Here is a 13149-nt window from a genome sequence, read left to right as displayed (position 1 = left end):
GCGCTGATGGTACTGCAGGGGGGACCCTGTGGGAGAGTAAGACACCGCCGGACTTAACTTAGAAACAAACAAAAAGGCCACCCGAAAGGGTGGCCTTTTTGCGTTAACGAGCCACCCCAGGGTGGCCGTTTCTCGTTAACACCACACCGCAAGCGGTCCCGCTTCGCACTCACCCATCCGTTGGTCGAGCATGCCCCGCCCGCCATCGGCACGACCGGGGCCGGCTTCTGGGACGCGACCATGAACTCTTGCGGGGCGTCGGGACACTCGAGCCTCAGCTCAAACACTCGAACTCGTCACCCCGCAAAAATCCCTACGCCCCACCCACATGACCGACACGTGATTGACGTTGGAACCGCATCCACTTGGGTGAGGTTCTCAGCGCGATTTTGCGTGAGGGATTAGGCTTAGTAAGTCTGTCGAAATGCCGGACTAATTACACAGGAGATACAGTGAGCCCTTCAGGACCCCGCGACGGCGATTCCCGTAACAACGGTCAGGACGACCGTCGTTCGAACCAGAGCGGCCGACCCTCGAATGGGCGACCTGCCGGCGGACGCGATGGCGCGAAGCCACCGTACCGCGGTAACTCCGACCGCCCGCAGCAGGGTGGCGAGCGACCTCCTTATCGCGGCAATTCCGATCGCCCTGCATACGGCGGCAACGACCGTGCTCCTTACCGTGGTAACTCTGACCGTCCCGCGCAGGGTGAGCGTCCCCCTTACCGTGGTAACTCTGACCGTCCCGCGCAGGGTGAGCGTCCCCCTTACCGTGGTAACTCTGACCGTCCCGCGCAGGGTGAGCGTCCTCCCTACCGTGGTAACTCTGACCGTCCCGCGCAGGGTGAGCGTCCCCCCTACCGGGGCAACTCTGACCGTCCTGCCCAGGGTGAGCGACCTCCGTATCGGGGTAATTCGGATCGTCCGGCTCAGGGGGAGCGTCCCCCCTACCGTGGCAATTCTGACCGGCCTTCCGGCGGGAACGACCGGGCTCCGTACCGGGGTAACTCCGACCGTCCTGCCCAGGGCGAGCGTCCCCCGTACCGTGGCAATTCGGAGCGTCCTTCCGGCGGGAACGACCGGGCTCCGTACCGGGGTAACTCTGACCGCCCCGCGCAGGGTGAGCGTCCTCCCTACCGTGGTAACTCTGACCGTCCCGCGCAGGGTGACCGGGCTCCGTATCGGGGCAACTCCGATCGTCCGGCTCAGGGTGAGCGTCCCCCTTATCGGGGTAATTCGGATCGTCCTGCCCAGGGGGAACGACCTCCCTTCCGTGGCAATTCGGAGCGTCCTTCCGGCGGGAACGACCGGGCTCCGTACCGGGGTAACTCCGATCGTCCGGCTCAGGGTGAGCGTCCCCCGTACCGGGGTAACTCTGACCGGCCCAGCAACGACCGGCCGAGAAGCGACAACGATAGCAAGCCGTGGACCCAGCGCGGCGGTTCGCCGAACCGCGCCGGCGCTCCGCGCGTCGATGCCGGCAAGAAGTTGTGGACCCGCGACGGCGCTCCGGCCCGTAACGACCGCGATGCCCGCGTCGTTGAAGAGGAGATGACCGAAGAGCAGCGCATGCAGCGCGAGCTGCGTTCGGTGCGTCCGCGTCACGACGACCCGGAACTTCCCGACGACATTTCGGCCAATGACCTTGACCGCATCGCCCGCAACGAGCTCAAGACCCTCACCAAGGAGAACGCCGAGACCGTCGGCCGTCACCTGGCGATGGCCGCCCGCGTCATCGACGAGAACCCGCAGCTGGCTCACCAGCATGTGATGAGCGCCGCCCGTCGGGCCGGCCGTATCGGTGTTGTGCGCGAAAGCCTCGCGATCACCGCGTATGCCACCGGTGACTTCGCGCTGGCCCTGCGCGAACTGCGCACCTACCGTCGCATCTCCGGCTCGAACGACCAGCTTCCCCTCATGGTCGACAGTGAACGTGGCGTCGGCCGCCCCGACCGTGCCCTCGAGCTTGGCCGCTCGGTCGATCGCAGCACGCTGTCCCCGTCCGTGCAGGTTGGCCTGGCCATCGCCATGTCCGGCGCACGGCTGGACCTCGGTGAAACGGATGCCGCGCTGGTCGAGCTCGAAATTCCGCAGCTCAACCCGAACACGGCTTTTTCCTACAGCCCCGAGCTGTTCGCCGCCTACGCTGAGGTGCTGAGCGAACTCGGTCGCGAGGACGAAGCGGACGAGTGGCTCCAGCGGGCCTCCCGCGCCGACGCTGCCATCGGGGCCTCCGGTGACGATGACGAGACCGTAGAAATCGAGGAAATGGAAGAGGACGACGACGCCGCCCTCGCCGCCGAAGCCGCCGACGCCGGAGACGAAGACGACGAAGACGACAGAGTGGCCGCCGGCGAAGCGGCTCGTGCCGTTGCCGAAGCCGGGCTCAACGCTGTCGCCGCGCCGATTACCGACGCCGACGACGCCGACGACATCGTCAACGAAGCGGCGGACACCGCCGAAACCGACGTTGAGATCGGCAACGAGGCGGAAACCGACGCTGCGGCATCCGTTTCAATTACGGACGCAGACGACGAGACGGAGCCGAATGCTGCATCGCCGAAAGCCTGAGTCGGTGACGCCGCTGGACGGCGTTGACGTTCTGCTGGCCGACTTGGACGGTGTGGTGTACGCGGGCCCGGCGGCGATTCCGTTCGCCGTCGAGAGCCTGAACCGTGCCGCCGAGACGATTCGCGTTGGCTACATCACCAATAACGCTTCGCGCACCGATCAGTCGGTCGCCGACCACCTCACCGAGCTTGGGCTGAGCGTCGCGGCAACGGATGTCGTCACCTCCCCCCAGGCAGCCGTTCGGCTGCTCGCCGAGCAGGTCGCACCCGGCGCGAGCATCCTCGTGGTCGGTGGCGACGGTCTGGTCGACGAGGTCATCAAAGCTGGATTTGTGGTGACCCGCTCGGCCGACGACAAGCCGGCCGCTGTGATCCAGGGCTTCTCGCCCGAGGTTGGCTGGGTGCACCTCGCCGAAGCGGCCTTCGCGCTCAACGCCGACGGTGTGGGCACGGGCATTCCGTGGATCGCGACCAACACGGACTGGACCATTCCGGTCGCCCGCGGCATCGCTCCGGGTAACGGCACGCTGGTTTCGGCCGTGCACACCGCGGTCGGGCGGCTGCCACTCGTGGCCGGTAAGCCAGAAGCGGCCATCTTTCTGGAAGCTACTCGGCGGTTTGGCGCGCAGAACGCGCTCTTCATCGGCGACCGCCTTGATACCGACATTCTCGGCGCGAACCGGGCCGGCATTCCTGCCGTGCTCGTGCTGACCGGCATCGACCGGGCTAAGCAGGCCCTGGCCGCCGACAAGGATTCGCAGCCAGCATTCATCCTTGACAACCTGCAGCAGCTGCACGAACCGTACCCGGAGACCGTGTTCTCCAAGGACGGCTCGACCGCCACGGTCAACGGGGCCAGCGTGCGCGTGCACGGCAATGACGTTCAGATTCTGAAAGACGGTGACGGCGCAATCAATCTGCTTCGCGCCGCCTGCGCTGCGATCTATCGGTCGGGACGGGCCATTTACGGGCTCAACGTTCCGGAGCGACTGTATCTCGCGCAGTAGCCTAGAGCTGTGAGCCCCGAACCCGTACCGGTCGATCTCGCCGGGCAACTGGCGAAGATCGAGACCCAGCCGCTCGAGGCGCGCGCCGCGGCGTTCGGGGAGCTGCACGAGCAGTTGCGCGAACGGCTCGAAGACGCCGACCAGGCTGGCCAGGCATGACCGGCACCAGCACACCCAACGACCAGGAACCAGACGCACCCATGCCTGAGAATGACGCCGACCTTCCCGACGAGTTGAACGACACTGACAGCGTTCCAGAACGGATGCCAGCCTCCCGCCTCGACGCCGCCCTCGCGGACCGAGGGCTGGTGCGCTCCCGAACCGTCGCGGCCAAACTCATCGCCGACGGCCTCGTCACGGTAGACGGGCTGCCGGTCGTGAAGGCCAGCACCAAAGTGTCAGCGGATGCTGTTCTCGAGGTGGCCGCGACCGACCACTACGTCAGCCGCGGTGCCCACAAGCTCATCGCCGCCCTCGACGCGTTCAACCTGAGCGTCACCGGGCGCACCGTGCTCGATGCCGGCGCGAGCACCGGCGGTTTCAGCCAGGTGGTGCTCGAACGCGGCGCCGCCCAGGTGATCGCGGCCGATGTCGGCCATGGGCAGCTGGCAGCGCAACTGAAGACCGAGCCGCGTCTGAAACTGGTCGAGGGCTACAATATCCGCTATGCGACACCGGAAACCCTCGCCGGGGCATCCGGAATCGACACCCGACCCGACCTCGTCGTGGCCGACCTGTCGTTCATCTCCCTCACGACCGTGCTGCCGGCCCTTGCGGCCACGGCAGCAGAGGGCGCCGACTTTGTACTGCTGATCAAGCCGCAGTTCGAGGTGGGCCGCGGCGGCATTCGGGAGGGCATCGTGCACGACAAGGGCCTGCGCAGCGACTCGATCGCCGGCGTGCTGTGGGCCGGTTGGGACCTCGGCCTGAAAACCTGCGGCGTGATCGCCTCGCCCATCATCGGGGCGGCCGGAAATCACGAGTATCTGTGCTGGATGAGCGCCACGGCCGGCTCAAATCCGACAGAATGGATGGAACGGATCGAAACCGTGGTGGGGGCGTGACGAGTTGAGCGACACTCCGCGGTACTTTCTCATCGTTGCCCATACCGGTCGCCTCGACTCGGTTGAAGCCGCCTCGACGGTCTGCAAGCAGCTTCTCGCCGCGGGCGCCGTGCCGGTGCTGGCCAGCGACGAACGCGCCGACCTGCTCGCCGCCTGCCCGGAGCTCAACGGGCACATCGCCATTCTCGGCGAGACCGTGACAACCGCCGACCTCGAGCTGGTCATCGTGCTCGGCGGTGACGGCACCATTCTGCGTTCGGCCGAACTCGTGCGTGGTTGTTCGGCCCCGCTGCTCGGTATCAATCTCGGCCACGTCGGTTTTCTCGCCGAGAGCGAGCGGGACGACCTCGGTGAGGCCGTGCGCCGCGCCCTTAAGGGCGACTACGAGGTCGAAGAACGACTCGCCCTGTCGGTGCGGGTCAAGGTCACCAATGAGGTTGTCTACGAAACCTGGGCGCTGAACGAAGTCACCGTCGAAAAGGCCAGCCGCGAACGCATGATCGAGGTTGTCGTCGAGGTTGACGGCCGTCCGCTATCGTCGTTCGGCTGCGATGGCGTCGTGTTCTCCACCCCGACCGGCTCGACCGCGTACTCGTTCTCGGCCGGCGGCCCCATCGTCTGGCCAGGCGTTGAAGCGCTGCTGCTGGTACCGCTCAGCGCGCACGCCCTGTTCGCCCGGCCGCTCGTCGTCGGCCCCGATTCGTCCCTGGCCGTCGAGGTGCTCTCCCGCACCGGAGCCCGCGCCGTGCTGTGCGCCGATGGCCGCCGTACCCAGGACCTTCCGAGCGGCGCCCGCGTGATCGTGCGCCGCTCGAGCGTACCGGTGCGCCTGGCCCGCCTGCACATCGGCCCGTTCACGGACCGCCTGGTCAACAAATTCAACCTGCCGGTCACCGGCTGGCGCGGCCCGGTCGGCCGCGAGTAATCCGATGATCGACGAGCTGTTCATTCGCGACCTCGGCGTCATCGCCGAGGCGACGCTGCCGCTTGGGCCTGGATTCACCGCCGTCACCGGCGAAACCGGCGCCGGAAAAACCATGGTGGTCACCGCGCTCGGCCTGCTACTCGGCGATCGAGCGGATGCCGGCACCGTGCGGCAGGGCCAGCCGCAAAGTTTCGTGCAGGGCCGCTGGGTCATCGACCCCGGCGGTCCCGTCGCCGAACGCGTGCGCGACGCCGGGGGAGACCTCGACGGCCCCGAACTCATTCTCGGACGCTCCGTCTCAAGCGAAGGGCGCAGCCGGGCGACGGTCGGCGGACGCGGCGCTCCGGCGAGCGTACTTGGCGACCTGCGCAACGACCTCGTCGTCGTGCACGGCCAAAGCGACCAGGTGCGCCTGCGCTCCGCCGCCGCCCAGCGCGACGCCCTCGACCGCTTCGCCGGGCCCGACCTCTCCGCAGTGCTCGCCGACTACCAGCTCGCCTTCCACCGCTGGGAGGCCAACCAGACCGACCTGGACCGGCTCGTCACCGAACAGGATTTGCGCTCCCGCGAAGCCGACGACCTGCGGGCCGCCATCGCTGAGATTGAAACGGTCGCCCCGCAACGCGGCGAAGACGCCGAGCTCGGTGAACGGGCCGAACGCCTCGGCAACCTCGAAGAGTTGCGCCTGGCCGGGGAACAGGCCCGCCAGCTCATTTCCGCCGAAGATAACCCCGACGACCTGCCCGACGTTGTCGCGCTGCTCGAAACCGCCCGGCGCGCCCTCGACCGGGTCGCCACCCACGATGTGGCGCTGCCACCGCTCGTCACCGCGATCGCCAACGTCGGTTTCGTCGTCGCGGATATCGCCGCCGAACTCTCCAGCTACCTCGCCGGCCTCGACGCCGACGGTGCCCGCGAACTCGAAATCGTGCAGGAACGCCGCGCCGAACTGAGCATCCTCGCCCGTAAATACCCCGGCGGCCTCGACGAGGCCATCGAATTTCTGGATACCGGCAGCACCCGTCTGCTCGAGCTCGACTCCGACTCCGACCGCATCGAAACCCTCACCGCTGAAACGGATGCCGACCATCTGCTGGTCACCGATCTTGCTACCGCCCTCACCGCGCTCCGTGCAGCGGCAGCCGTGCGTCTCGGTGCCCTGGTCACCGCCGAGCTCGGCGCACTGGCAATGCCGGACGCCGTCCTCCACGTGGAGGTCGAACCGGGGGGCGAATTCACCGTCACCGGCTGCGACCTCGTGCGCCTACTGCTGCAGCCCCACGCCGGGGCCGAGCCGCGATCGCTCGCACGCGGGGCATCCGGTGGCGAGCTGTCTCGGGTCATGCTCGCGATCGAGGTCGTCATCAACGCGACCGACCCGGTGCCCACCTTCGTCTTCGACGAGATCGACGCCGGCGTCGGCGGCGCCGCCGCGATTGAAATCGGACGGCGACTGGCCCGCCTGGCCGAAACCGCCCAGGTGATCGTGGTCACCCACCTCGCCCAGGTCGCCGCGTTCGCCGTGAACCACCTCAGCGTGGTCAAGGACAGCGACGGATCCGTCACCGCCTCGAGCGTGCGCCAGTTGCGCGGCGAGGATCGGGCCGCCGAAATGGCCCGCCTGCTGTCGGGTCTGCCCGACTCGAAGAGCGGTCTCGAACACGCCAGAGAACTGCTCGACCTCGCCCAGTCCACCCCGCCCCAGCCAGCGACAAAAATCAGGTGATAGCATTGAAGCCCGTGGTGGAAAATATAATTGCGGACAGATCAGGACCGAGCAGGTCAAACGGCACAACCAAGCACATCTTCGTGACCGGGGGTGTGGTCTCCTCGCTCGGTAAGGGCTTGACGGCGGCCAGCCTCGGAAACCTACTCACGGCACGCGGCCTGCGGGTCGTCATGCAGAAGCTTGACCCGTATCTCAACGTCGACCCGGGAACGATGAACCCGTTCCAGCACGGCGAGGTCTTCGTGACCGACGACGGTGCAGAGACCGACCTCGACATCGGGCACTACGAACGTTTTCTCGACATCAACCTCGGCCAGTCGGCCAACGTGACGACCGGGCAGATCTACTCGCAGGTGATCGCCAAGGAACGCCGTGGCGAATACCTCGGCGACACCGTGCAGGTCATTCCGCACATCACCGACGAGATCAAACGCCGCATGCGCTTGCAGGCGAGCGATGAGGTGCGCCCCGATGTCATCATCACCGAGGTCGGTGGAACCGTTGGTGACATCGAGTCCCAGCCGTTCCTCGAGGCTGCCCGTCAGGTGCGCCACGAACTCGGCCGCGGCAACGTCTTCTTCGTGCACGTCTCGCTCGTTCCGTTCCTCGGCGCGGCCGGCGAGCAGAAGACCAAGCCCACCCAGCACTCCGTCGCGACACTGCGTTCCATTGGAATTCAGCCGGACGCCCTCGTGCTGCGCAGCGACCGGCCCGTCTCCGAGGCGAACAAGCGCAAAATTGCGCTCATGTGCGACGTTGACGAAGGTGCCGTGGTCAACGCCGTCGACGTCGCGTCGATTTACGAGATCCCGACCATGCTGCACGACCAGGGCCTTGACAAGTACATCGTCAACGCCCTCGGCCTCGTGGCCGACGTCGTCGACTGGTCCGGCTGGGAGAACCTGCTCGAAGCCGTACGCCACCCCAAGCACGAGGTCACGATCGGTCTGGTCGGCAAGTACATCGACCTCCCGGATGCCTACCTCTCGGTCACCGAGGCGCTGCGAGCCGGCGGATTCGCCAACCAGAGCAAGGTCAAGATCGTCTGGATCGGCTCCGACGATTGCGAAACCGACGAGGGAGCCGCGCGTCTGCTCGGCGAACTTGACGGCATTTGCGTGCCCGGCGGCTTCGGCATCCGCGGCATCGAGGGCAAGCTCGGCGCCCTCAAGTTCGCCCGCGAAAACGGCATCCCGGTGCTCGGCCTGTGCCTCGGCCTGCAGTGCATGGTCATCGAATACGCTCGCAACAAGGCCGACCTGCCCGGCGCCTCCTCCAGCGAGTTCGACCCGGAAACAGAGTTTCCGGTCATCGCGACCATGGAAGAACAGGTCGAAATCATCGCCGGCGGCGACCTCGGTGGCACCATGCGCCTCGGCCTCTACCCGGCAACGCTCGCCGAGGGGTCCCTCGTCGCCGAACTGTACGGCGCGAACGAGGCGTCCGAACGTCACCGTCACCGCTACGAGGTCAACAACGCCTTCCGTGACCAGATCGCCCTGGCCGGCCTGTGGTTCTCCGGAACCAGTCCGGACCGCCACCTGGTCGAATACGTCGAGCTCAAGCGCGACGAGCACCCGTTCTACGTCGGAACCCAGGCCCACCCGGAGCTGCGGTCCAGGCCGAACCATGCGCATCCGCTGTTTCGCGGGCTGGTCGCCGCAGCCCTCGACCGCCAGCAGGCCAGCCGGTTGTTCGAGGTGAAGGAAGAGCTCAGTGCCTGAACCACTGCAGGATGACGTGGCTCCGGTCACGGTGACCGCGAGCGAGGTCGTCTTCGACGGCGCCATCTGGAACGTGCGCCGCGACAGCTTCGAGTACAACGGCGCGAGCATCACCCGCGAATACCTCGACCACCCCGGCGCGGTGGCCGTGCTCGCCCTCGACGAGCACGACCGGGTATTGCTGATCAAGCAGTACCGGCACCCGACCGGCCTCCGCGGCTGGGAGCTGCCAGCCGGGCTGCTCGACGTGAGCGGCGAGCATGCCCTGATCGGTGCCCAGCGCGAGCTCGCCGAAGAAGCGGATGTCGTCGCCTCCGACTGGGCGCTGCTCACCGAGTTCTACACCTCGCCCGGCGGCAGCAATGAAGCCATCCGGGTCTACCTGGCGCGCGGCGTCTCGGCGGTTCCCGCCTTCGCACGCACCGAAGAAGAAGCCGATATCGAGTTGCGCTGGGTGTCCCTCGACGACTGCGTCGACGCCGTCCTGGCGCGGCGGGTCGAGAACCCGATCCTGATCGTGGGTATTCTGGCCGCGCACGTGGCCAAGTCACGCGGGTGGAGCACGCTCGCGCCGGCCGACCTGCCGTGGCCGCGGCATCCACTCAACCGGCACGTCACAGCCTAGGCATGACGATCGCCACGGCGGTAGATGGGTATCTGCGGCACGTGGCGGTCGAGCGCGGTCTCGCCGCGAACACCGTCGCTGCTTACCGCCGCGACCTCGGGCTGTACACGGCGTGGCTGGCCGGCCAGCCCGATTCTGACGCCGGGGATGCTGTCAGTGCGGGTGCGGGTGCGGGTGCTGCCGACGCCCCGGCGCGCCCGATCACGAACCTGCGCGCCATCACCCGGCACCACGTGTCGGCATTTGTGCAATACCTCGGCCTGCGTCCGGAGTCGCCGCTGACCGCCGCATCGATCGCGCGCATCCTCTCGACCGTGCGTGGATTCCACCGGTTTCTGCTCGGTGAGGGCCTGGTCGAAACGGATGTCGCGCACGACAGTAAGCCGCCCAAACTCGCCCTGCGCCTGCCCAAGGCCATCTCGATCGAGCAGGTGGCCGCGCTGCTCGCGGCGACCGACGGCGACGATGTGCAGCGCCTGCGCGACAAGGCCCTGCTCGAATTGCTTTACGCGACCGGCGCGCGGGTGAGTGAGGTGGTCGATCTCAACGTCGACGACGTGCGCCTCGAAGACTTCGACTCGGTGCGGCTCACCGGCAAGGGCGACAAGCAGCGCATCGTTCCGGTCGGCAGCTTCGCCCGCGCCGCCGTCTCTGACTACCTGGTTCGGGCACGGCCGATGTTGTCGGCGCGCGGACGGTCGACGCCGGCACTGTTTCTCGGGCTGCGCGGGCAGCGAGTGAGTCGGCAAAACGCCTGGCTCATCATTCGCGCGGCTGCCGAACGCGCCGGACTGACCGTGCCCGTATCCCCGCACACCCTGCGGCATTCCTTCGCGACGCACCTGCTCGCCGGCGGCGCCGACGTGCGCGTCGTGCAGGAGCTGCTCGGCCATTCGTCGGTAGCCACCACCCAGATCTACACCCTGGTGACAGCAGACACCCTCCGCGACATGTACACCCTCTCCCACCCAAGAGCCCGCTGATAATTGCGCGAGAGCGCAAAAAGTGCCCGTATGGCGAGTCCAAATGGGCACTTTTTGCGCTCTCGCGAGCAGTGGCAGGGGGTGCGCGGCGATCCTTGCGAAGACCGGGCGATCTAATCGCTAGAATCGACCAAGTGATGGGTGCAGGACAAATCAAGGGCGGGCCAGTGACGCGTAAGTTGAGCGAGCGGATTTCGCTTCCCGGTTTCGATGAGATACCGGTGGGCCCGACGGGACGCGAAAAACACGAATTCGCCGAACCAGAGCCGTTGAAAAGCCACGGTCCGGCCCGCATCATCTCCCTGTGCAACCAGAAGGGTGGCGTCGGCAAGACCACGACGACCATCAACCTCGGTGCAGCCCTGGCCCGCTACGGCCGCCGCGTGCTCGCGATCGACTTCGACCCGCAGGGCGCCCTTTCGGCCGGCCTCGGCGTTCCCACGCACGACGTCACCACCATCTACGACCTGCTGCTCAACGGCAAGGTCGACCCGAAAGACGCTATCCAGCCGACCTCGGTCGAGGGACTCGACGTTATCCCGGCCAACATTGACCTCTCTGCCGCCGAGGTGCACTTGGTCAACGAGGTCGCCCGTGAGCAGATTCTGTCCCGCGTGTTGCGCAAGGTGTCCGGCGACTATGACGTCATTCTCATCGACTGCCAGCCGTCGCTCGGCATTCTCACCGTGAACGCGCTCACCGCGAGCCACGGCGTACTGATTCCACTGGAGTGCGAATTCTTCGCCCTGCGCGGTGTCGCCCTGCTTATCGAAACCATCGACAAGGTGCGCGACCGCCTCAACCCGGCGATCGAACTCGACGGAATTCTCGCCACCATGTACGACTCCCGTACCCTGCACTCTCGCGAGGTACTCGAGCGAGTCGTCGACGCCTTCGGTCACAGCGTGCTCGAAACCGTCATCGGCCGCACCGTCAAATTTCCCGACGCGAGCGTGGCCGGGGTACCCATCACCGACTTCGCGCCAGAGCACGCGGCTGCCAAGGCCTACCTGCAGGTGGCCCGCGAATTGATCCACCGTGGCGCAGTCGCCTAGCGCGGCCGAGAAGCCCGCGTTTTCGGTCGCCCTCGGCGTTTTCGAGGGTCCGTTCGATCTGCTGTTGAAGCTGATCACCCGGCACGAACTCGACATCACCGAGATCTCGCTCAGCCAGGTCACCGACGAGTTCATCTCCTACCTGCGCGGCCTTGACGCGGCGGAAGAACTCGACCAGGCCACCGAATTTCTGGTCGTCGCCGCGACACTGCTGGATCTCAAGGTGGCCGGACTGCTTCCGCAGGGCGAACTCGTCGACGCCGAAGACGTCGCCCTGCTCGAAGCCCGCGACCTGCTGTTCGCCCGCCTGCTGCAGTACCGCGCCTTCAAGGAGGCCGCGACCTGGTTCAGCGGGCAGCTCGAGATTGAGACCCGCCGACACGTGCGCTCGGTGCGCCTCGAAGAGAAGTACCGCCAGAAGACCCCGGAGCTGGTCTGGACGCTCTCCCTCGCCGACTTCGCCGCGCTGGCAGCCGTAGCCCTCGCCCCGCGCGAGCTGCCCAGTGTGGGGCTCGACCACCTGCACGCGCCGCTCGTGAGCATCCGCGAGCAGGCCGCCTACGTCGTCGCCATGCTGCAGCCGGGGGAGCCGGTCTCGTTTCGTGCGCTCATCGCCGGCACCGACGAGAAGGGCGTCATTATCGCCCGCTTTCTCGCGGTGCTCGAGCTGTACCGCCATGGTGCCGTCTCCTTTGACCAAATCGAGCCCCTCGGTGAGCTCACCCTGCGCTGGAGTACCCAGTCCTGGACCGACGAAAACCTCGCCTCGCTCGGAGCCGACTATGACAATTGAAAACCCGACCACCGATACCCGGTCACGCACGCCGCAAACGGATGCTGCAGCATCCGCTTCACCGGCCGCCAGCGAAAAAGACCAAGACCAGAACGCCGCAGACCACTCCCTCGACCGCCAGCTCGAAGCCGTGCTCATGGTCGCTGACGAACCGCAGGGGCTCGTACACCTCGCGACCGCCGTCGGGCGGCCCATCGCCGCAGTGGCGGCATCCGTTGCCCGGCTGGTCGCCGATTTCGACGGCCTGCGCAGCACCGACGGTACCCAAACGGTGCGTCGCGGCTTTGAGCTGCGCGAGGTCGCCGGCGGCTGGCGCATCTACGTGCGCGCCACCCACGACGTACTCGTGACCGACTTCGTGCTCACGCAGAATCCCAGCCGGCTCAGCCAGGCGGCCCTCGAGACGCTCGCTGTGATCGCCTACAAGCAGCCGATCAGCCGCGGCCAGGTTGCGAGCATTCGGGCGGTCAACGTCGACTCCGTCGTGCGCACCCTGCTCGGGCGCGGCTTGGTCACCGAGGCATTCACCGACAGTGAAACCGGCGCGATCAACTACGCCACCACAGACTTGCTGCTTACCCAGCTCGGAATCAACTCGCTCGACGAGTTACCCCACCTATCGCCGTTGCTTGACGGCGGAACCGACGGATTCGAGGATCTGCTTTGACCGACAAC

The 13149-nt window shown here is 66.7% G+C and carries 12 protein-coding genes; all 12 read left to right on the top strand.

What is annotated here, in order from left to right; translation table 11 throughout:
• Positions 1-1487 precede the first annotated feature (1487 nt).
• The 12 genes from E3O11_RS09885 (at position 1488) to scpB (ending at position 13141) form a co-directional block, all read left to right on the top strand.
• Positions 1488-2570 carry a hypothetical protein gene (locus E3O11_RS09885; RefSeq protein ID WP_241994693.1) on the top strand — a complete coding sequence of 361 codons (1083 nt, stop codon included), beginning with the start codon at positions 1488-1490 and terminating at the stop codon, positions 2568-2570.
• Positions 2548-3576, top strand: a complete 1029-nt coding sequence (locus tag E3O11_RS09880; protein ID WP_092452839.1) for an HAD-IIA family hydrolase — start codon at positions 2548-2550, stop codon at positions 3574-3576. Before E3O11_RS09885 ends, E3O11_RS09880 begins: the two co-directional genes overlap by 23 nt.
• 9 nt (positions 3577-3585) lie before the next feature.
• Positions 3586-3735: a hypothetical protein gene (locus E3O11_RS17630; RefSeq protein WP_166787561.1), complete on the top strand. Its 150-nt coding sequence runs from the start codon at positions 3586-3588 to the stop codon at positions 3733-3735.
• 104 nt (positions 3736-3839) lie between these two features.
• Positions 3840-4640, top strand: a complete 801-nt coding sequence (locus E3O11_RS09875) for a TlyA family RNA methyltransferase (protein ID WP_092452926.1) — start codon at positions 3840-3842, stop codon at positions 4638-4640.
• Between the two features lie 4 nt (positions 4641-4644).
• A complete protein-coding gene (locus E3O11_RS09870; RefSeq protein WP_092452842.1) occupies positions 4645-5565 on the top strand; it encodes an NAD kinase in 921 nt (306 codons plus the stop codon).
• Positions 5566-5569: 4 nt separating this feature from the next.
• Positions 5570-7291 carry a DNA repair protein RecN gene (gene recN / locus E3O11_RS09865; protein ID WP_092452845.1) on the top strand — a complete coding sequence of 574 codons (1722 nt, stop codon included), beginning with the start codon at positions 5570-5572 and terminating at the stop codon, positions 7289-7291.
• Positions 7292-7320: 29 nt separating this feature from the next.
• A complete protein-coding gene (locus E3O11_RS09860; RefSeq protein ID WP_170851605.1) occupies positions 7321-9018 on the top strand; it encodes a CTP synthase in 1698 nt (565 codons plus the stop codon).
• A complete protein-coding gene (locus E3O11_RS09855) occupies positions 9011-9643 on the top strand; it encodes an NUDIX domain-containing protein (RefSeq protein ID WP_092452848.1) in 633 nt (210 codons plus the stop codon). The genes E3O11_RS09860 and E3O11_RS09855 overlap by 8 nt, the downstream gene beginning before the upstream one ends.
• Before the next feature lie 2 nt (positions 9644-9645).
• Positions 9646-10626: a site-specific tyrosine recombinase XerD gene (locus tag E3O11_RS09850; RefSeq protein ID WP_092452851.1), complete on the top strand. Its 981-nt coding sequence runs from the start codon at positions 9646-9648 to the stop codon at positions 10624-10626.
• 167 nt (positions 10627-10793) lie between these two features.
• Positions 10794-11681, top strand: coding sequence for a ParA family protein (locus E3O11_RS09845; RefSeq protein ID WP_233195351.1), 888 nt, complete (start codon positions 10794-10796; stop codon positions 11679-11681).
• Entirely contained in the window at positions 11665-12474 is an 810-nt protein-coding gene (locus E3O11_RS09840; protein ID WP_092452857.1) for a segregation and condensation protein A, read from the top strand. The genes E3O11_RS09845 and E3O11_RS09840 overlap by 17 nt, the downstream gene beginning before the upstream one ends.
• The gene (gene scpB, locus E3O11_RS09835; protein WP_092452860.1) at positions 12464-13141 is read left to right on the top strand and encodes an SMC-Scp complex subunit ScpB; all 678 of its coding nucleotides are present in this window, start codon (positions 12464-12466) and stop codon (positions 13139-13141) included. Before E3O11_RS09840 ends, scpB begins: the two co-directional genes overlap by 11 nt.
• The last annotated feature ends 8 nt before the right edge of the window (positions 13142-13149 follow it).

This window comes from Cryobacterium levicorallinum, assembly GCF_004402405.1.
Taxonomy (GTDB): Bacteria; Actinomycetota; Actinomycetes; order Actinomycetales; family Microbacteriaceae; genus Cryobacterium; species Cryobacterium levicorallinum.
The sequence above is the reverse complement of the archived record's forward strand: the minus strand, read 5'-3'. Positions and strand labels throughout refer to the sequence as shown.